This is a genomic window from Lentilactobacillus kisonensis DSM 19906 = JCM 15041, from assembly GCF_001434135.1.
GTDB classification, from domain to species: domain Bacteria; phylum Bacillota; class Bacilli; order Lactobacillales; family Lactobacillaceae; genus Lentilactobacillus; species Lentilactobacillus kisonensis.
On record NZ_AZEB01000001.1, the window covers coordinates 1 to 18964 of the forward strand.

General features: G+C 40.1%; 24 protein-coding genes. 20 read left to right on the top strand and 4 right to left on the bottom strand.

Features of this window, described 5'->3' with window-relative positions; translation table 11 throughout:
• Positions 1 to 23 precede the first annotated feature (23 nt).
• The 11 genes from FC98_RS15355 to FC98_RS00060 all read left to right on the top strand — a co-directional run bounded on the left by FC98_RS15355 (position 24) and on the right by FC98_RS00060 (position 9736).
• Positions 24 to 281: a hypothetical protein gene (locus tag FC98_RS15355; protein ID WP_056948952.1), complete on the top strand. Its 258-nt coding sequence runs from the start codon at positions 24 to 26 to the stop codon at positions 279 to 281.
• Positions 265 to 702 (top strand): prepilin-type cleavage/methylation protein, encoded by a 438-nt coding sequence (locus FC98_RS00010; protein WP_008857946.1) that lies wholly within the window; start codon positions 265 to 267, stop codon positions 700 to 702. Before FC98_RS15355 ends, FC98_RS00010 begins: the two co-directional genes overlap by 17 nt.
• A 140-nt stretch (positions 703 to 842) precedes the next feature.
• Positions 843 to 1283, top strand: a complete 441-nt coding sequence (locus FC98_RS00020) for a competence type IV pilus minor pilin ComGF (protein ID WP_008857944.1) — start codon at positions 843 to 845, stop codon at positions 1281 to 1283.
• A gap of 529 nt (positions 1284 to 1812) precedes the next feature.
• Positions 1813 to 2823, top strand: coding sequence for a class I SAM-dependent methyltransferase (locus FC98_RS00025; protein WP_056948955.1), 1011 nt, complete (start codon positions 1813 to 1815; stop codon positions 2821 to 2823).
• A gap of 27 nt (positions 2824 to 2850) precedes the next feature.
• Positions 2851 to 4050, top strand: coding sequence for an acetate/propionate family kinase (locus tag FC98_RS00030; protein ID WP_008857940.1), 1200 nt, complete (start codon positions 2851 to 2853; stop codon positions 4048 to 4050).
• A gap of 200 nt (positions 4051 to 4250) precedes the next feature.
• On the top strand, positions 4251 to 5624 hold the full coding sequence (locus FC98_RS00035; protein ID WP_054655481.1) for an amino acid permease: 1374 nt from the start codon (positions 4251 to 4253) through the stop codon (positions 5622 to 5624).
• 71 nt (positions 5625 to 5695) lie between these two features.
• Complete coding sequence (locus FC98_RS00040; RefSeq protein WP_056948957.1) at positions 5696 to 6304, top strand: metallophosphoesterase family protein; 609 nt, start codon at positions 5696 to 5698, stop codon at positions 6302 to 6304.
• Positions 6305 to 6321: 17 nt separating this feature from the next.
• The gene (locus FC98_RS00045) at positions 6322 to 7713 is read left to right on the top strand and encodes a bifunctional metallophosphatase/5'-nucleotidase (RefSeq protein ID WP_056948959.1); all 1392 of its coding nucleotides are present in this window, start codon (positions 6322 to 6324) and stop codon (positions 7711 to 7713) included.
• Positions 7714 to 7726: 13 nt separating this feature from the next.
• Positions 7727 to 8305 carry a YutD family protein gene (locus FC98_RS00050; protein WP_054655479.1) on the top strand — a complete coding sequence of 193 codons (579 nt, stop codon included), beginning with the start codon at positions 7727 to 7729 and terminating at the stop codon, positions 8303 to 8305.
• A 17-nt stretch (positions 8306 to 8322) separates the two neighbouring features.
• Positions 8323 to 9096, top strand: coding sequence for a TIGR01457 family HAD-type hydrolase (locus FC98_RS00055; RefSeq protein WP_040471920.1), 774 nt, complete (start codon positions 8323 to 8325; stop codon positions 9094 to 9096).
• A gap of 1 nt (position 9097) precedes the next feature.
• Positions 9098 to 9736, top strand: coding sequence for a TIGR01906 family membrane protein (locus tag FC98_RS00060; protein ID WP_235803558.1), 639 nt, complete (start codon positions 9098 to 9100; stop codon positions 9734 to 9736).
• 3 nt (positions 9737 to 9739) lie between these two features.
• On the opposite strand, the gene FC98_RS00065 is transcribed toward FC98_RS00060, so the two are convergent.
• Positions 9740 to 9928: a PspC domain-containing protein gene (locus FC98_RS00065; protein WP_008857933.1), complete on the bottom strand. Its 189-nt coding sequence runs from the start codon at positions 9926 to 9928 to the stop codon at positions 9740 to 9742.
• A 116-nt stretch (positions 9929 to 10044) separates the two neighbouring features.
• Here FC98_RS00065 and FC98_RS00070 point away from each other — a divergent pair, with 116 nt between their 5' ends.
• Together FC98_RS00070 and FC98_RS00075 are read left to right on the top strand one after the other, a co-directional pair.
• Complete coding sequence (locus tag FC98_RS00070; RefSeq protein ID WP_008857932.1) at positions 10045 to 10296, top strand: hypothetical protein; 252 nt, start codon at positions 10045 to 10047, stop codon at positions 10294 to 10296.
• A gap of 96 nt (positions 10297 to 10392) precedes the next feature.
• Positions 10393 to 11580: a hydroxymethylglutaryl-CoA synthase gene (locus tag FC98_RS00075; RefSeq protein ID WP_008857931.1), complete on the top strand. Its 1188-nt coding sequence runs from the start codon at positions 10393 to 10395 to the stop codon at positions 11578 to 11580.
• A gap of 49 nt (positions 11581 to 11629) precedes the next feature.
• Here the strand turns inward: FC98_RS00075 and lexA are convergent, their stop codons facing one another.
• On the bottom strand, positions 11630 to 12259 hold the full coding sequence (gene lexA / locus FC98_RS00080) for a transcriptional repressor LexA (protein WP_054655477.1): 630 nt from the start codon (positions 12257 to 12259) through the stop codon (positions 11630 to 11632).
• Between the two features lie 159 nt (positions 12260 to 12418).
• Between lexA and FC98_RS00085 the strand changes: the two genes are divergently transcribed.
• The gene (locus FC98_RS00085) at positions 12419 to 12667 is read left to right on the top strand and encodes a DUF896 domain-containing protein (RefSeq protein ID WP_172633928.1); all 249 of its coding nucleotides are present in this window, start codon (positions 12419 to 12421) and stop codon (positions 12665 to 12667) included.
• A 97-nt stretch (positions 12668 to 12764) separates the two neighbouring features.
• Positions 12765 to 12989 (top strand): YneF family protein, encoded by a 225-nt coding sequence (locus tag FC98_RS00090; RefSeq protein ID WP_008857928.1) that lies wholly within the window; start codon positions 12765 to 12767, stop codon positions 12987 to 12989.
• Positions 12990 to 13047: 58 nt separating this feature from the next.
• Here FC98_RS00090 and FC98_RS00095 read toward each other — a convergent pair whose 3' ends face one another.
• Positions 13048 to 13686 carry a lysophospholipid acyltransferase family protein gene (locus FC98_RS00095; protein WP_040471919.1) on the bottom strand — a complete coding sequence of 213 codons (639 nt, stop codon included), beginning with the start codon at positions 13684 to 13686 and terminating at the stop codon, positions 13048 to 13050.
• An 88-nt stretch (positions 13687 to 13774) separates the two neighbouring features.
• Here FC98_RS00095 and FC98_RS00100 point away from each other — a divergent pair, with 88 nt between their 5' ends.
• From FC98_RS00100 to FC98_RS00110, 3 genes are all read left to right on the top strand, one after another.
• Complete coding sequence (locus FC98_RS00100) at positions 13775 to 14527, top strand: tRNA1(Val) (adenine(37)-N6)-methyltransferase (protein ID WP_040471918.1); 753 nt, start codon at positions 13775 to 13777, stop codon at positions 14525 to 14527.
• Positions 14511 to 14783, top strand: coding sequence for a GIY-YIG nuclease family protein (locus FC98_RS00105; RefSeq protein ID WP_008857925.1), 273 nt, complete (start codon positions 14511 to 14513; stop codon positions 14781 to 14783). Before FC98_RS00100 ends, FC98_RS00105 begins: the two co-directional genes overlap by 17 nt.
• A 79-nt stretch (positions 14784 to 14862) precedes the next feature.
• The gene (locus FC98_RS00110; RefSeq protein WP_054655473.1) at positions 14863 to 15861 is read left to right on the top strand and encodes a D-2-hydroxyacid dehydrogenase; all 999 of its coding nucleotides are present in this window, start codon (positions 14863 to 14865) and stop codon (positions 15859 to 15861) included.
• Positions 15862 to 16220: 359 nt separating this feature from the next.
• Here FC98_RS00110 and FC98_RS00115 read toward each other — a convergent pair whose 3' ends face one another.
• Entirely contained in the window at positions 16221 to 16949 is a 729-nt protein-coding gene (locus FC98_RS00115) for an HAD family hydrolase (protein ID WP_008857923.1), read from the bottom strand.
• A 233-nt stretch (positions 16950 to 17182) separates the two neighbouring features.
• Here FC98_RS00115 and rpsB point away from each other — a divergent pair, with 233 nt between their 5' ends.
• Positions 17183 to 17980: a 30S ribosomal protein S2 gene (gene rpsB, locus FC98_RS00120; protein ID WP_040471917.1), complete on the top strand. Its 798-nt coding sequence runs from the start codon at positions 17183 to 17185 to the stop codon at positions 17978 to 17980.
• A 93-nt stretch (positions 17981 to 18073) separates the two neighbouring features.
• Entirely contained in the window at positions 18074 to 18949 is an 876-nt protein-coding gene (gene tsf / locus FC98_RS00125; protein ID WP_008857921.1) for a translation elongation factor Ts, read from the top strand.
• The last annotated feature ends 15 nt before the right edge of the window (positions 18950 to 18964 follow it).

The window sequence follows — 18964 nt, forward strand, 5'->3', positions numbered from 1 at the left end:
CAGGTGTTGCACTTCAATTTTAAATCGAGGTTATTATTTCACTATTAATCTTGATCATTATTCCAAATTTAACTCATCAAAGAAAGCATGCCCAATCTGTCCACACAACGGCGATGAGTTCTGTCGTTCAAGCACAGGTAGATGCTTATACTAGCCAGCACCCAACAATTAAATCAGTGGGTTTTGCTGAGCTCACCCGAGAAGGTTATCTTACTAGAAAACAGGTAAACCAAGCCAAAGATGAAGGCTTGAAGATTACAAACAATGAAGTCACGGAATAAATCAGCGTTTACCATGATTGAATTGATTGTTTACCTTGGAATCGTTATTTCAGTTTTATTATTGAATCTTGCCTTAATTAAGGTCGTCAATTTGAGTAACCCAGCAGAAAACGCGTTTTGGGATTCAATGGCGGACTGTTGGAATGAAATGACGGTCAAATCCCAAATCTATCACACCAGTTATCGGGTTGAGCTTAATTCTGATCGAGTGGTCTTTGTTCCAAAAAATCGACAACTAAAGGTAAAATCTTTAAGATACCCGCGTGATCTTCAAATTGCCCAATACGTTCAAATTAACGTTGCCGATGACGGCTTCGTGAGCCCCAGAACGATTCATTGGTATTCTAAGGACGGTCGGGAAAAATACCAACAAAAAATTCAATTAGGATGGAGTGGTTATCGTCTTAAGAAAATGGAATAAAAAGGGGTTTACCGCAATTGATTCATTAATTGGCCTGACAATCATTTCTGCATTTAGTTTATTTTATATTCATGTAACTACCCAAATGAATCAGAACATAGATGATTCCCAACGAACAATGATTGTGGAACGGAAAAATTATGAAAAAACGATCCAACGATAATCATTTCAAAAAAAGAAGTGGCTATTTATTAATTGAAAGCTTAGTAAGCTTGCTAATCTGTGTGTTAGCTGTTTGGACAATTACGGTAATGATCAACTACATGGGTCGGGCTAAAAATAAGCAGGTAATCGCCTTTTATGAGTATATTCAATTACTTGAATCTAGTCGCTACCAGTTTCAAATCCGGGGAATCCATTCACGAGATGTCAAGCTTTACAGTTCTGAAACCCAAAAAATTTATCATATGCAACAATATGATGACATGATCAGGATTACCGGGGCGAAGTTGGGTCATGTTCGGCTACTAAGCACAATAAAAAACGTCAATTGGTCTTATGATAGGAGGTGTCTCAAAACTATTGTTACTTTTGAAAATGGTCAGCGGTGTCTTGCGTATTCCGATCTTTCGACCAAGTAAAGGTGGCTCACTAACCGTTGTTGCCGTTATCTTTACGGGAATTCTGTTAACCTGCCTTGTTTTCCAATGTGTTTCGTACAATAAAGAAATATCGACGATTTCTGAAATAACCAATAATTACCGAAATAAACGACTTACCAGACACCCCCATAAGCAACGCAGTCATTTTCATGATGAAAAAATTGCAAATGCCCGGAACTAGGATGATGTGTGTCCTTCTATGATTGCTGATCACCATCTGCGCATCGATTAACGCTATAACAAACCGTAAAGCTCAAAATGGCTATTCAGATCTCCAACCAGCATAACGCTCCCATCGCAGCAATTACTTAGCGGAATATATAAGGGCAAACAACCGGCTGCAATCACTTCTTCGGAACTTTAGATTGGTCACTTGAGCCGGCGTGTAAAGCTTACTTGGTTTCCACAATATTTGGCAACCCGCGTTCTAATGTTTTTATAAACTTACTTGAATTGTTAAAGCCTTTTCTGGTAGTATCTAATAGTGTCCAAGTGTTGTGAAAAGGAGTTGAGAGTTCTGACTGAAGCACAAATTGAGCGTTTCTTTAACATCTTGAATCAAGCTAGTGAGCTTATTCAAAAGGCGAAGGACCAATCGTATTTAGACTCACTGATTGAAACGTTATCTGTTGTTCAGGATCAAGATGCCACAAATTTAGAGTTGTCAGATGCTGATACCCAGAAGTTGACTCATATTTGCTCAGGTTTTAATCGATCGGATTATGACTCAGAAACATTACGTAAGGGAATACAGATGGCGATACTAAAGGCCACCCGGGTAGATAATATTCAGGCGAATTACCAAATCACACCGGATACAATTGCTAACGTGATTGGGTATATCATTTCTGGAATTTTTCGGGGAACTGATACAATTAGTTTGTTGGATCCGGCGATGGGAACTGGCAATTTGCTAACCGCGCTCTACAATCAATTGCATAATACATTGAATCTAACGCCATCAATTTCTGGAATTGAAAACGACGATGCCATGTTTGAGTTGGCGGCTGATTCTGTTGAGATTCAGCACATTCATGCCGAATTATTTCACGAGGATACCATCCAAAACGTCTTAGCGCCAGTTGTTGACGTTGCAGTTAGTGATCTGCCAATTGGTTACTATCCAATTGATGAAAATGCCAAGGGCTTTGCTACCCATTCTGAGAACGGCCATTCCTATGTTCACCATTTATTAATTGAATTTGCGATGGATCACGTTAAAAAGGGTGGCTTTGGATTGTTTTTAGTTCCAAGCCAACTTTTCCAAACCGATGAGGCCAAACAGTTGTTAAAGTGGATGCAAGGCAAGGTTTACCTACAGGGGTTACTTAATCTCCCAGGAGAGTTATTTCAGAATACCGCTGCTCAAAAGGCAATTTTAATTTTGCAAAATGCTGGTCATGATGCCAAACAAGTTGACCCGGTTATGCTTGGCGAATTCCCGTCGTTTAAGGACCAAAAGGCGTTTGCACAGTTTTTAACTGAAATCGACGCTTGGGAAGCGCAAGATCTTAAATAAAATATTAGAGGAGTAATAATTTTAATTATGGGAAAATCAATCGCAATTAACGCTGGTAGTTCAACGCTTAAATATAAGTTATTTCAAATGCCGGAAGAAAAGGTCTTGTCAAGTGGGGCCATTGATCGTATCGGTCTTGGTTCTTCCGAAGTTTCAATTAAGTACGGTGATGGTAAAAAGTTTAAGGATACTGAGGACATTGATAATCACGAAGAAGCCATTCAACTGGTTTTGGACAAATTACTCAGTTTAAAAATTATCAAGGACTATAATGAAATTACTGGCGTTGGTCACCGAATTGTTGCTGGTGGTGAGCTATTCCCTGATTCAGTTGTTATCGATGATGATGTGATGAAAAAAATCGAGTCGCTGACTGATTTTGCGCCGCTGCATGAACCTGCTAATCTCTTGGGGATTAAGGCGTTCAAAAAGATTTTGCCTAACGTCATCAGTGTTGCGGTTTTTGACACGTCATTTCATACAACCCTCCCAGAAGTTAACTATATGTATAGTTTGCCTTACGAATATTACCAAAAGTATCAAGTTCGTAAGTATGGTGCTCACGGGACAAGTTATCGGTATGTTTCTCAACGGGCAGCAGCAATGCTTGGCAAGCCACTAGAAGACCTCAAGTTGGTTGTGCTTCACTTAGGAGCAGGTGCTTCAATTGATGCAATCAAGGATGGTAAATCATTCGATACTTCAATGGGATTTTCTCCCGTTGCTGGTATTACAATGGCAACCCGTTCTGGTGATGTCGATCCTTCTGCCCTCCAATACGTAATGGATAAGGCCGGCATCAAGAGTATGGATGAAATGGTTGATATTTTGAACCACAAGTCTGGGTTGGTCGGTCTCTCTGGGGTTTCCGCTGATATGCGTGAAATCGAAGGGGTTATGCACACCAATCATCGCGCAATGTTGGCCCGGGAGATCTTTAAGAACCGGATTATTCGCTATATTGGTAGTTATATTGCTGAAATGGACGGAATTGATGCATTAGTTTACACCGCCGGAATTGGTGAAAATGATATTATGATTCGTCAAGAAGTTGCTGACAAATTAGATTACTTTGGAATCAAAGTTGATCCTGAAAAGAATGATATTCGCGGTGTTGAACGTGATTTATCTGCTGATGGTTCACGAGTTAAAACACTACTGATTCCAACCGATGAAGAATTAATGATTGTTCGAGATATTGAGCGACTGCGAAAAACACAAAAGTAATCATGTATATCTCGTGTTTTGAAGCTTTAAGGATACGTTTTGGCCGTGATATTAGATCACGGCTTTTGTTTTAAAGTAGATTTAAGGCCCACTTGGTTATATAACTTAGTCAATAATGATTACCTGGGACACTGGAACCAATCACACTGCTAAAGCCCAGTCCCTTATCTGACTAAATGTTCTAAAAAGGAGGAATCCCATTGGCCGATCAACAAGATGATCAGCACCTATCTCAAGGATTAAAGAACCGCCATGTTCAACTGATTGCGCTTGGTGGCACGATTGGAACCGGCTTATTTTTGGGGGCTGGCCAATCAATTCACCTTGCAGGGCCGTCCATTATGCTGGCATACCTGATTGCTGGCTTGGCCTGCTTTCTTTTGATGCGGGCCCTCGGGGAATTATTGCTGTCTGATTTAAGCAGCAACTCATTTGTATTTTTCATCAAGAAGTACCTAGGGGATAAAATTGGATTTGCAATTGGCTGGACTTACTGGATGTGTTGGATTGCCATTGCAATGGCTGAAGTGACAGCTTCTGGTCTTTATGTCCAGTTTTGGTTTCCTGGCATCCCAATTTGGGTAACCGGATTAGTCCTATTAACCATCTTATTCGTGATTAACATTGTTGCCGTTTCTGCATTTGGAGAAACCGAGTTTTGGCTGGCAATTGTGAAAATTGTTGCGATTGTTGCCCTAATTTTGATTGGCATTGTGTTAGTGGCCATCCATTTTAAGACACCATACGGGCATGCTGAACTTAGCAACGTTGTTTCGGGTGGCTTGTTTGCAAATGGTGTTAAAGGATTTGTATTGTCATTTCAAATGGTTCTCTTTAGCTTTGCGGGTATTGAGATGATTGGAATGACTGCGTCTGAGACACAAGACCCAATGGTGACGATTCCAAAGAGTATCAATGAGGTTCCAACAAGGGTGTTGTTATTTTATATTGGATCACTCTTGGCATTGATGAGTATTTTCCCTTGGCAACACGTTTCACCAACTTCAAGTCCATTTGTCCAAGTCTTTTCAGGAGTTGGGATTAATTCTGCGGCGATGATTATTAACTTTGTCGTACTAACAGCTGCAATTTCTGCCTGTAATAGTTCATTATTTACGACGGGTAGAATGCTTTTTTCACTCACGTATGGTGGTAAATCAACCTTTAGCCGTACCGTTGGGAAATTATCTCACCGTCAGATCCCATTTAATGCCATCCTATTTTCAACTGGCGTTATTGCTGTCATCGTGTTGCTGAGTATTATGATGCCCGGAAACGTTTTTAGTTTCATATCAAGTGTTGCAACGACTTGTTTTCTGTTTGTATGGGGGATGATTGTGGTTGCTCATATCAAATATCGGAATGAAATTAAGCGAAAGGGCGATACTCCGAAATTGAAGTTTAAAATGCCCTTGTTCCCAATTTCGGATTATTTTGTCTTAGCGTTCTTAATCTTTGTTGGGGTTGTTCTCACTTTAAAAACGGATACGCTAATTGCCCTTGTGGGATCAATTGTCTGGTTAGGAGCTCTATTTGTCGCAAAGGCAATTTCCGACCGGACAAGTCGGAAGTAACTTTTTAATTACTTCATTTTCGTTGGGTGTTATGATTGACAGTATAATTAAATACTGAAAGAAGCTTTTTCATGCAATATTTTACGGCTGATACTCATTTTTTTCACGACCGTCTGCTGGGGATGAGTGATTTTGCTCCCCGGCCGTTTTTAAGCGTTGAAGAAATGAATGAAACGATTATTAATAATTGGAATAAACGGGTGAGTCCGAACGACGTGGTCTATCATCTAGGTGATATCGCTATTTTGCATACTCGTCCCGAAAAGATTGCGTTAGAAAAAATATTTGAAGTCTTAGATCAGTTGAATGGCCGCCTAGTTCTTATTAAGGGTAATCATGATTCGAGGGCATTATTTAAGTATTTGCAGCAGCATAATCATCCCGTTGGTGATCACCAAAAATTTGAATTTCATGACGTGGGCGTTTTAATAAAGATGAATCATCGCCAGTACTATATGACGCACTACCCGATGATGATGGGAATTGTCAAACAAATCATTAATTTGCATGGCCATATTCACCATTATGCAGTGCCAGTAAAGGAAAATATCAACGTTGGTGTCGATACCCCAGAAACGGATTATTTAGCTGAGAAGCCGCCGTTTGGAACACCGTTTTCTCAGGCAGAGATTGAACAAATGGTGACCCAAAAAGCGATTGATTTTGCAAAACGAAAATAGTTATAGGTGGTTATTGAATGACGGAAAAGATCACAATTTTACACACAAACGATATTCATTCCCATTTTGAGAATTGGCCCAGAATAAGACGGTTTATTTTACGAAGACGTGAACAACTTAATAAGCATCCAAACACCACTGTGCTCACTTTTGATCTGGGGGATGCCATTGACCGAGCCCATCCACTAACGGAAGTTACCAACGGGAAGGCAAACGTCGAATTGCTTAACCAAATTCATTATGATGCTGTCACCATTGGTAATAATGAAGGTTTGACTAACACCCATGAACAGTTAAATGAGTTATACACGGATGCAAATTTTGACGTCGTGCTGGCAAATATTTTGGATTCCAAGACAAGGCAGATTCCTAAATGGGCTCAGCCGTTCAAGATGATCACTACCCCGCAAAAAACTCGGGTGCTGGTTATTGGCCTCACTGCCCCCTATATTCTGACCTATCCAATTCTAGGCTGGACACCCTTATCGCCAGACACCGTCATTCCCAAAATTTTGAAGGAAAACCAGGGTCAATATGACGTTGTGGTATTATTATCGCATTTGGGACTCGACGTTGATCGTAGGCTTGCCCGTAAGTTTCCACAATTGGATATCATTATTGGTGCCCATACCCATCATCTGCTGGTTAAGGGCGAACGGGATAATACATCGTTGTTAGCAGCAGCCGAAAAATGGGGCCATTATGTTGGCGAAATTACAATTGAAGTTGATAAAAATCATCGGATAATTAAAGATCGTGCAGTTGTGACCAAGACATCAACACTTCCCGTTGATCCAGCTGACGAGGATGAAATCAACGAGTATCAGCAACACGGTGAAAAATTGTTGGCCAGAAATAAACTTGCTCGAATTAAGGCGCCAATGACGACGACACTTGTTGGCCATTCCAGACTGGTTGATGAAGGGCTCCATGCGATTATGGAGAAGGCCGAGACACAAGCTGGTATCCTTAACTCAGGATTATTTTTAACCGATTTACCGACCGGCATCGTCGACCGTAATGAACTTCATCAGATGCTACCACACGCAATGCACGTTATGCGAGTAACACTTGATGGCTATAATCTTTGGCGGCTAATTAAGGAAATGGAACGGAATCGTAACTTTCTTACTAAATTCCAGCAAAAGGGAATGGGATTTCGGGGCAAATATTTTGGTGAACTGCATTATAATGGCCTGCGTTATGATAAGCAGGCAGGGCAACTCTTCTTTAGGGAGGAGCTCGTTTCGCCAATTAAGAATTACCAAATTGCGATGCCCGATCACTATCTATTCATTCCGTTTTTTCCAACGATTTCAATTGTTGGTAAGAATGAGATTTTATACGATCAAAGTTTACGAGACGTTTTTGGGGATTATTTAACAAAGCACTATCCGCTCAACGGTTAAAAGGAGGGATATTTTGGATCGAAAACAATTAGATGAGCTTGTTGAAGCGCAAGATGAAAAACGCCGCCCCTTGGCAAGAATCTCCCAGGTTACTGAAACGGAATTTTTAATCAATGATCATAAGTATGAATTAGTGACCGATCATGCTAAGGGATTTAATTTTGATGAATTTGTTCGCAGATATAATCCAGCATTGAGTCAATTTGACTATATTGTTGGGGACTGGGGTTATGGTAAGTTGCGACTTCGAGGCTTTTATAACGATGACCGCGATGTATCAGTAGGACCGTTTGTATCTGCATTAAACGACTATATCCTTGAATTTGTTAATTTTGGGGCGCCATACTTTGTGATTCACAACTTAGAGGCCCGACCAATTGTCCGAAAATCTCGCAATACTCGCAATCGACGTCATTCAAGCCGCAATCGTAGTCACAGTAATAACAATCATCATGGTCGTAAGAATCATTCATTTGTTGAACAAAAGGTAACAACTAAACAAAAGCCGGTCCAAAAACGAAAGAAAATGGTGGTTAAAGCTGAAGAGAAATCGAATAAACACCACTTCATTATTCGAGAAAGTAAAAATTAATTGAAGGGATGAAGCTGATGAAGCAGTATAAGGGCTATTTTATCGACCTAGACGGAACGGTATATGCTGGTAAGAAAAGAATTCCAGCTGCTAAAAGGTTTGTTGAACGGCTACAAGCAGCTCAAATTCCGTTTCTGTTTGTGACCAACAACTCAACCCAACTGCCTAAAGACGTGGTTAAGAATCTAGCAGAAAATCATGATATCCATGTTAAACCGGAAAATGTTTATACTTCCGGGATGGCAACCGTTGACTTTATGAATGCAGATAGACAGCAGGATCATTCAACCGTTTATATTGTGGGGGAGCTTGGATTAAAACAGGTTATTTTGGCGAATGGTTATCAATTAGAGGCAGATAATCCGGATTATGTTGTGGTTGGCTTGGATTCTGACTTGACGTATGAGAAACTTGCAAGAGCCGTTTTGGCAGTCCGAAACGGATCAACGTTTATTGGAACAAATCCAGATACTAATATTCCAAAGGAACGGGGCATGATGCCCGGAGCAGGAGCGGTGGTCGACTTTGTTCGGTATGCGACGCAACAAATGCCAATCATGATTGGAAAGCCCAAGGCCAGAATTCTGGATAGTGCGGCGACTAAAATTGGTCTTAGTAAGGATGAGGTTGTCATGGTTGGGGATAATTATCATACTGATATTATGGCAGGAATAAATGCTGGGGTTGATACCATGTTAGTTTATACCGGGCTGTCTACAAGAAGCCAAGTTGCGGATCAACAAGTTAAACCAACCTACCAAATTGATAGTTTGGATGATTGGCGGCTTTAACGTGAAACTAACATTAAAACAAATTAGCTTTTCAATCATCATTATTTTGGGTTGCTTATCCCTTGCAATCTTTTTGACTGTGAACAGTGTTTGGCTGTTTGCGATCAATATTCCGATGTTACATTTGGTTAAAGCAACCGGTTTGGAACCAACGCAAATGTTGCATGAGTATACCCAGATAATCAAGTATCTTCAATTACCGTGGATATCGTCCTTACACTTTCATTATTTTTTCAGCTCTATGAAAGGAATGCAGCATTTTAGCGATGTTCGCCATTTAATTATGTTGAATAATTTTGTTGGTCTTTTTTTGGTTCCAATAACCGGTTATTTACTTCATCGGTTAAATAAAAAATCATTAACATGGCTGTTAATCACGCCAATTAAGGTCGTGGTTACGCTGTCGTTAATGATTATTGTGATGATGTTTCTTAACTTCGATCAGTTGTTTATTTATTTCCATGAGCTATTATTTCGAAATAATGATTGGTTATTTGATCCAAACACTGATCCAGTAATCAATATGTTACCAGACACATTTTTTCTGGAATGCTTTGGCCTGTTCTTCATCTTCTTTTGTGGAGCATTGGGCTTAATTTATTGGCTGGGGCGCCGATCGTTGGCGCGATTTGTTAAATGAAAATCAAGCTGGATCGGCCATTAATATCCATAACACTAGGTAAATGATGATGCCAGGAACGATTGGCGTTAGTCCCAAAATGACAAATAAGATTCTGACCAGGGTGGCATTCCAATTAAAATGCTCACTTAAGCCACCTAATACGCCACCAATGATTCGGTCGTCTTTTGATCTGTGAATGTTGAGCTTCATAAAAATCACTCCCTTTGATTAAAGTTAGGTACTAAGTTCACCATACCTGATTAGCTTTTGAATTTCAATTATGATATATTATGATGTTGTACAAACGAAATTGCTAGGAGAATTGTATGTTAACTATAAACGTGAATGGAAATTTAGGAAATCAAGAAGTTGTTCTTTCAGATAATACAACTGGTACCTTCACTGGCGTCCGGGTATTTGGTTCACCATTAAGTGGTAATCAAGTCGTTCAGTGGACGTTTATCTCTACTGGTCACACCCATGAAGGCTTTGTCTATGCTGGTGATCTTCACGAAGGCTTAGAAATCAAATCCATGAATGGGCATGATACTTACAAAATTCATTTTATGAGTAAATGAGCCCAATTATAACTAGCGTGTTATACATAATGAGACTGAGATGCAGACGTTTATGACGGGCTATCTGAGTCTCATTCTTTATAAAGGAGACCATCAATGACTGTTGGAATTGATAAAATTGGCTTTTTCACATCACCGTACTATATCGATATGGTGGACTTAGCAACGGCACGGAACGTGGATCCAAATAAATACCTAATCGGAATTGGTCAGAAATTACAGGCGGTTATCCCAGAGACTCAAGATGCGGTTACGTTGGCTGCTAATGCGGCGGATAGAATTTTAACCTCAGCGGATAAGGCGGATATTGACATGGTTATTTTTGGAACGGAAACTGGCGTTGATAATTCCAAAGCAGCTGCCATTTATGTCCAGGATCTATTAGGAATATCTAAGCGGGCCCGGGCGTTTGAAATTAAGCAAGCTTGTTATGGTGCGACAGCAGGCATTCAGATGGCCTATGACCATGTCTTACTGCATCCTGAGAGTAAGGTGCTGGTTCTTGCTAGCGATATTGCCAGGTACGGTCTTAACACACCAGGAGAGGTTACTCAAGGTGGCGGGGCAGTTGCGATGCTTATTACGGCTAATCCACGGATTCTGGCATTAGATGGCCAAAGTGCCTTTTATTCTGAAAATATCATGGATTTTTGGCGGCCACTTTATCGAAAGGAAGCCGTTGTTGACGGTCATTATTCAACGGACGTCTATATTGAGTTTTTTAAACGAACTTGGAAGCAATACCAGGATAAAACTGGCCGTTCATTAGCAGATTTTTCAGCTTTAGCGTTTCATTTGCCGTTCACTAAAATGGGATTGAAAGCAATTGACGCCGTGGTTCAAGGAACTGCAAGCGCCACTAAATTATTGCGACAATTTGATTTTTCAACCCAATATAATGCCGTCGTTGGCAATCTTTACACGGGATCGCTTTATTTAAGCTTGTTATCTTTACTATCTAACTCGGATAGTTTAAAGCCTGGAGATCGAGTTGGGCTCTTTAGTTATGGCTCCGGGGCTCAAGGAGAATTTTATAGTGGAACGGTTGCCAAAAACTTTGATCGCCAAGCACTGAAGAAACCGGTTGATAACTTGCTTGATGATCGGCATAAACTCAGTATTCCCAAGTACGAGAAAATGTATCAAGCCGCGATGCCAATTACCAGTGGCGACATTACTTATGACGTCACTGCTGATCAAAGCAGATATGTGTTACGAGGTAGGGCTGCCGACCGATTGGTGTATTTGGATACGGGAAAATCGGCGGAAAATAAAGCTCAATAAAAAAGAGGCTATCAGCTTTTTGCTGTAGTCTCTGCTTGTTACTAATTAATTATGAGATGTCGCTTCGGTACAAACTAACAACTTTACCCAAAATGGCAACTTTTGTTAGAATAATGGGTGGCATGGTATCATTTTCTGGTTGAAGACGATAATGATCGCTCTCTTTGAAGAAACGTTTGCAGGTTGCTTCGTTTTCGTCCGTCATTGCAATGACAATGTCACCATTATCGGCAGATGATTGCTTGCGAACTACCACGTAATCACCATTCAAAATCCCAGCATTAATCATTGATTCTCCCCTGATTTGAAGCATGAACAGCGGTTGATCACTATGGGCTAGTGCTGGTGGTAGTGGAAAATAGTCAGTCGCTTCTTGGACAGCTAGGATTGGTTCTCCAGCCGTAACGGTTCCTAGAACCGGGATCTGCTTCTGTTCTGGAGCAATCCCCAAAACATCTAGCCCGGCTGTCGTTACCTCAAGTGCTCTGGGCTTTGAAGGGTCCTTGACGATATACCCTTTTCGCTCTAAGCGGGAAATATGACCATGAACAGTTGATGTTGATGAAAGATTAACCGCTTCGCCAATCTCTCGAACGGTGGGTGGATATCCTTTCTCGTTAACTTTTTCCCAGATGTAGTGTAGAATTTGATATTGTTTATTTTCGGGATTCTTTGTCATGTTGACACCTCGTAGGTTCGTTTAATGATTGGTTTAATCGTATCATAACCCTATAAACTTTTCAAACACATGTTCGCATATTCTGGTTAAAGACGTTATAATTTCTAATTGGAGGTTTTTTTTATGAATGAAGAAGAAAAGAAAAAGTTACAATCAAAAATTGGTGATCGGGTATTAAAGGAAATTGTTCCGCGAATTAATGAGCTTGCACACAAGGCTAAAGAAGAAGGACTGACCGAGCTTGAGAAGGTTGAACAAGCTGAACTACGCAAAAAGTACGTTGCCCGCTTCCGTGATAACTTCAAGAAACAAATTGAAATGATGAAGGTCTATGACAAAGACGGTAAGGAAGTTACCTCGACGAAGGTTAAGAAGATTCAAAAGCATAAAGGCCTTCGTGATGACTAGCTGTAACCAAGTAAATGGTGCTTTTGTAGATTGGGTCTTTAATTATTACCCATTATTGTGTAGAATTATTAAATGAGATTATAAAGGAGGCCTTGTCTTGGCAACTTGGATTTGGATATTGATCGTTGTGTTGGCCTTGATCCTGGGATTGGTTGGCGGTTTTTATGGTGCTCGTAAGTATATGGAAAAGTATCTTAAGGAAAACCCACCCTTTAACGAAGATCAATTGCGACAAATGATGCTGCAAATGGGTCAAAAACCCTCACAGAAGAAATTGAACCAAATGATGCATTCAATGCAAAACCAAGCTAGTAAAAAGTAGTCGTTAGCTTGCGTAAAAAATTAAGCCCTGACACGTTTAAATGTCAGGACTTTTTTCTTTAATTGTTTTGTTCAGGTTTCTTTGAAACGTCCACGTACTTAAAATTAGGATCCACCGAATAATCTAATGCATCAAACGCGCTTTGCATTTGTTCTTCGACCTTCTTTTGACTATCGTCATCGAGTTTTGATTTCCGATCTAAATAAATTGGATCACCAAATGCAATTTTGACCGGTTTTCGCCTAAAAAGGCGCTTAAAGGTTAAGGGGCCTTGGTAGACAACTGGAACTAATGGAACGTTTGCTAATTTTGCGATTAATGCAGCGCCACCTTTGAGTTCTTCTGAATGGCGCGTTCCCGATGGAAAAAGAATGAGGGATAAGTCCGTTTTTCGGAGTTTCTTTACGGGCGTTTTGATTGCTGATGGCCCTGGGTTTTCTCGGTCAACTGGAAAAGCGTTGGCATGAACTAAAATAAATCTAATAATTGGATTTTTGAATAATTCTTTTTTCGCCATAAACGTAAATTTATTTGGGCTGGCTGCCAATGCAAAATAAATCGGATCAAACCAGGTTCGATGGGGGCCAACTAAAATAAAATTCCCTTTTGGGAGGCGATCCTTGTGTAAATAATGGGCATTTCCGTTAATTAAAAAAACCAGGAATCGAACAATGATTCTGGCAAATGAATAAAACAATCCCATTTCCTTCTTTCATAATCTGATAAAATAATATTAACGTAAACTAGAAGTGTTTGGCAAACTAAATTGCAAAGGAATAATAATGATGCAAGTTAAGTTACGTCCCGATGAGCGGATTGATCAGCTGTACAGTAAAGATATTTCGATAATTCAAAGTGATGCCGTGTTCTCATTCTCTTTAGATGCGGTCTTATTGGCAGATTTTGCTAAAACGACTGGTAAAAGAATTAAAAGAGTTGTTGATTTATGTTCTGGCAATGGTGCAATTGGTCTTTTTTTGAGCGAAAAGACAACTGCTCATATTACCATGATTGAGATCCAAGCTCGTTTGGCTGACATGGCGCAACGAAGTGTCCAGTTGAACGACCTTGAAAGTCAAATTGACGTCGTGAACGATGATTTAAAGAATGCGGCCAAATACATCGAAAAAGATTCGGTGGATGCAGTTGTTTGTAATCCGCCATATTTTGTTAATTATGAGACCAGTGAAAAAAATCCCAATAAGTATCTGGCAATTGCTCGTCATGAGATTACGACTAATTTAAATCAGATTGTTGCGGTTGCTGCTGGCCTTTTGAAAATGAATGCCAAGCTTTTTATGGTTTATCGGCCAGATCGATTAACAGATTTATTGGTAAGTTTAAGGGCTAATCGCCTGGAGCCTAAGATTCTTCAGTTTATTAGGCCACGGGTTGGCGCTGATGCTAATATGGTACTTGTTGAAGCCATTAAGGATGGGAAGCCAGATGGATTGAAAGTAGTCGCTGACGTCCTGACGTATGATGGCGATGATTATACACCTCAAGTAAAGAAGATGCTTTATGGAACCAGTAAATGATTTTTTTATGTATGTTTTATTGTGCAAAGACGGCAGTCTCTATACAGGCTTTAGTACCAACGTCGAACGGCGCTTTAGGCAACACCAGGAAGGAAAGGGAGCTAAGTATACCCGGTCACACTATCCTGAAAAGATTTTGTTTAAGCAAAGGTTCACCAATGAACACGATGCCCTAAGTGCCGAATATCATTTTAAACAGTTAACCCGTCAGCAAAAAATTCACTATCTAATTGACCAGGGAGTTCAAGTTCTGTAAGCCTTGGTGACGGTAATGATCGCCTGAAACTAAGGCGTTCGTGTTATAATTAAAACACGTTTACAAGGAGGTTATAACCGTGAAAATTATTGCTTATGGGATTCGCGCTGATGAAAAACCGTTTTTGGATAAATGGTCAGAAGAAAATTCAGATGTTGAGGTTATTTCTACTGGGAAGTTACTGGATGAAACGACTGTTGATCAAGCGAAGGGTGCCGATGGGGTTGTTACATATCAACAAAAGCCATACACTGCTGATGTACTCGACAAGCTGGGACGCTTTGGAATTAAGTATCTATCACTTAGAAACGTCGGTTTTGATAACGTTGATGTTGATGCGGCAAAGCGAAATAATATTCGGGTGACAAACGTACCGGCCTATTCACCCCAGGCAATTGCCGAGTTTACGGTCACCCAATTAATGAGATTACTTCGACGGACCAATACCTTTGATCGTAAGATGGCCAACGGCGACCTTCGCTGGGCACCAGATATTGCGGATGAATTAAATCAAATGACCGTTGGGGTTTATGCCACTGGCAGAATTGGCAGGGCCGCCATTCAAATATATAAGGGATTTGGTGCTAAAGTAATCGCTTATGACATTTACCACAACCCAGAGTTAGAAAAAGAAGGCATCTATGTTGATACGCCAGCTGAATTGTATGCCAAAGCAGACGTCATTTCACTTCATGCCCCTGCCACCAAAGAAAATGAGCACATGTTAGATGATGCTGCGTTTGCGCAGATGAAGACGGGGATATATATTTTAAATCCAGCTCGGGGAATTCTGATTGACACGGATGCGTTAATTCGCGCCCTTGATTCAGGAAAAGTGGCTGGGGCAGCCATTGATACCTATGAAGATGAAGTAGGTATTTTTAATAGTGATTTTGGCAGTTTTGATAAAATTCCTGACGAACGGTTAAAGAATTTGCTTAAGCGTGAAAATGTATTGGTAAGCCCTCACATTGCTTTTTATACAAAACGAGCCGTCCATAACATGGTCTGTTATGCAATGGATGCTAATAAGTCACTGATTAAAACTGGTAAGTCTGACAAGTTAGTTGATCTTTAGAAATAAAAATTTTAGACAGCAAAATAAAAAGTGAGCGGAGCAAAGCGATTAGAAGTCGGAGCATAAGTCTCCTCGGGTGGGAATTCCGGGTTTTGGAATTTTTACTCGAGGTGCTTATGTGCAGACTTCTGCTTTGTGCAGCTGTCCTATAAAAGAGTGACCATTAGTCGTCTTTATTAATTGTGACGATAATTTTGATTGCTGCCAATAGATGACTAGGTCGTTGATCCCAAGAATTTAAAAAATCCCAACCATTCATTTTGATCTTGGAATGGTTGGGACTTTTTAAATTCTGGAATCAAAGCATCTATTGTCACAATTCCTTGTTTTTTTAAAATAATCAGCTACTTGAAGGTCAATTAATCGACTTGAGCCGCTAAATCTAATAATAAATCTCGTAACTCCTCAGGATTCTTAACCGTTTGATCTGGGATAATATTGGGATCGCTTATTTGGCTATGGTGATTGTTATACCAAACTGTTTGCCACCCAGCTTTTTTAGCCGGGATGATATCATCAAAGTATGAACTACCGACGTACATCATTTCGTTGCCATGCAGATTGAATTTCCGGTTCATCAACGTGAAAATCATTGGATCTGGTTTCTTTGCCTGAGCGTCTTCAGATGTAATAATTTGTTCACGGTCGAACCAATGGTGAAGTTTTAGCTTCATTATTTTCGCAAGCTGAGTTTCGTTTGAACCGTTTGTAATGATTCCCAGCTTGAATTTCGTGACTAACGTATTAAAAACCGTTGTTAAACCGTCAAATAGTTGAATGCCATTACTAAAGTTGTTAAATGCAGCTAAGAAATCATTTGCGAGTGATTGGGTAATCCCAGGTAAATTAAACTCTTTAAACGTGTGGTGCAGACAGTGATAATTAATTTCAGCTGTTGATAGTTTGAACTCCGAATCAGAATTTGATTTAGCGATTGCCAACTGTTCTTGGCGGGTGTAGTTCGAAAAGACGTTATCCATTTCGTCTGTGGACAGATCGAAAGGAAATGTTTGCTTGAATGCCTTCTCAAAAGGCTGTTGTTTATCGTAAAGTGTGTCGTCAACATCGAAAACGATGGCTTTAATCATATGATTCCCTCCTTGCCACGAATTACAATTTTAACACGTTTTAATATTTTTTGACAATTTAGATAACAAAATGATGACAAATCACGGTTAATGCTTGCGCCAGCAGGAAATATTCGATATACTTTTAAAGGTGTTTTAAATACACACCTAACGTGATGTTTCAGGGAGTGCCAAGTGATTGGTTCTTGAGGCAGCTGATCGTTAGGGAGGAAAAACTATATGGAGGTTTTATTATGTCTGTAATTTCTATGAAACAATTATTGGAAGCCGGAGTTCATTTTGGTCACCAAACCCGTCGTTGGAATCCAAAGATGAAGCAATATATCTTTACTGAACGTAATGGTATTTACATCATCGATTTACAAAAGACTGTTAAGCTGATTGATGTTGCTTACAATTTCATGAAGGAACAAGCTGCCAAGGGCGCCGTTGTTCTTTTTGTTGGAACTAAGAAGCAAGCACAGGATTCAATCGCTGAAGAAGCAAAGCGAGCTGGTCAGTATTACGTTAACAACCGTTGGCTTGGTGGAACCTTGACTAACTGGGAAACTATTCAGTCACGGGTTAAGCGTTTGAAAGATCTTAAGAAGATGGCAACTGATGGGACATTTGATATTCTTCCTAAGAAGGAAGTTTCTCTTCTGATCAAGCAGCAAGACAAGTTGGAACGTTTCTTAGGCGGAATTGAAGATATGCCAAAGATTCCTGATGTGTTGTTCATCGTTGACCCTCGTAAAGAGCAAATTGCAGTTCATGAAGCAATGAAGTTGAATATTCCGATCGTTGCGATGGTTGATACCAACACTGATCCAGATCAAATCGACGTTGTGATTCCATCTAATGATGATGCCATCCGTGCCGTTCGACTAATTACGTCAACAATGGCTGATGCCATCGTCGAAGGCCGTCAGGGTGAAGATGATGTCAATGAAAAGACATTTGAAGACAAAGATGCTGACAAGAATGCTAAAAAAGAAGATTCAATTGAAGACGTTGCCCATGCAGTTGAAGACGACAATTCAAAAAAATAATTAATTAAGCACTAGGCTGACCCTATCGCTCTGGACCAATTTGGCCTTGGTGTGGGGTCAGTTTTTATTGACAATTAAAAGGAGGCCATTATAATGGCAAAAATTTCCGCATCTCAAGTAATGCAGTTACGAAAAAAGACTGGCGTTGGTATGATGGATGCCAAAAAGGCTTTAGTTGCCACTGAAGGAGACTTTGATAAGGCAATCGAAGTTTTACGTGAAAAGGGCGTCGCTAAGGCTGAAAAGAAGAGTGACCGCGTTGCAGCTAATGGATTGACAACCATTGTTACTAATGGTAATACAGCTGCAATTGTGGAAATTAATTCAGAAACTGACTTCGTTGCCAGCAGTGATCCATTTAAGCAACTTGTTAGTCGGGTAAGTGATGCAATTGTTGCTAATAAGCCAGCTGACGTTGATGCTGCTTTAGCACTAAAAACTGATAAAGGGACTGTAAAGGACGACTTGATTGAGACAACTCAGGTAACTGGTGAAAAGGTAACCCTTCGTCGTTTTGCAATTCTTGAAAAGAATGATGATGAAGTATTTGGCTCATATTTGCATAATGGTGGGTTAATTGGCGCTTTGGTTCAATTGAAAGGCGCCGATGAAGCAACTGCAAAGGATGTTGCAATGCACGTTGCTGCCACTAATCCCGAGTACCTCAATAAAGATGAAGTGCCTGCAGATCGTTTGGCTCATGAAAAAGAAGTCTTAACCCAGGAAGCCCTTAATGAAGGCAAGCCAGAGAAGATTGTTGAAAAGATGGTTGAAGGACGCTTACACAAGTTCTTGGCTGAAATTTGCTTAGAAGATCAAGAATTTGTTAAAGACCCAGACCAAACGGTTTCCAAATATGTTGCTTCTAAGAATGGGTCGATTGTTAAATTCATTCGTTACGAAGTGGGTGAAGGAATCGAAAAGAAGCAAGAAAGTTTTGAAGATGAAGTTCGGGATCAATTAAAGTAAAAAAACAAGCCCAAA

Bases quoted from the DNA above. Each gene is read 5' to 3' on its own strand.
- FC98_RS00010 (WP_008857946.1), top strand. From the start codon at position 265: ATGAAGTCACGGAATAAATCAGCGTTTACCATGATTGAATTGATTGTT.
- FC98_RS00020 (WP_008857944.1), top strand. From the start codon at position 843: ATGAAAAAACGATCCAACGATAATCATTTCAAAAAAAGAAGTGGCTAT.
- FC98_RS00030 (WP_008857940.1), top strand. From the start codon at position 2,851: ATGGGAAAATCAATCGCAATTAACGCTGGTAGTTCAACGCTTAAATAT.
- FC98_RS00040 (WP_056948957.1), top strand. From the start codon at position 5,696: ATGCAATATTTTACGGCTGATACTCATTTTTTTCACGACCGTCTGCTG.
- FC98_RS00045 (WP_056948959.1), top strand. From the start codon at position 6,322: ATGACGGAAAAGATCACAATTTTACACACAAACGATATTCATTCCCAT.
- FC98_RS00055 (WP_040471920.1), top strand. From the start codon at position 8,323: ATGAAGCAGTATAAGGGCTATTTTATCGACCTAGACGGAACGGTATAT.
- FC98_RS00065 (WP_008857933.1), bottom strand. From the start codon at position 9,928: ATGAAGCTCAACATTCACAGATCAAAAGACGACCGAATCATTGGTGGC.
- FC98_RS00070 (WP_008857932.1), top strand. From the start codon at position 10,045: ATGTTAACTATAAACGTGAATGGAAATTTAGGAAATCAAGAAGTTGTT.
- FC98_RS00075 (WP_008857931.1), top strand. From the start codon at position 10,393: ATGACTGTTGGAATTGATAAAATTGGCTTTTTCACATCACCGTACTAT.
- lexA (WP_054655477.1), bottom strand. From the start codon at position 12,259: ATGACAAAGAATCCCGAAAATAAACAATATCAAATTCTACACTACATC.
- FC98_RS00100 (WP_040471918.1), top strand. From the start codon at position 13,775: ATGCAAGTTAAGTTACGTCCCGATGAGCGGATTGATCAGCTGTACAGT.
- FC98_RS00105 (WP_008857925.1), top strand. From the start codon at position 14,511: ATGGAACCAGTAAATGATTTTTTTATGTATGTTTTATTGTGCAAAGAC.
- FC98_RS00115 (WP_008857923.1), bottom strand. From the start codon at position 16,949: ATGATTAAAGCCATCGTTTTCGATGTTGACGACACACTTTACGATAAA.
- rpsB (WP_040471917.1), top strand. From the start codon at position 17,183: ATGTCTGTAATTTCTATGAAACAATTATTGGAAGCCGGAGTTCATTTT.
- tsf (WP_008857921.1), top strand. From the start codon at position 18,074: ATGGCAAAAATTTCCGCATCTCAAGTAATGCAGTTACGAAAAAAGACT.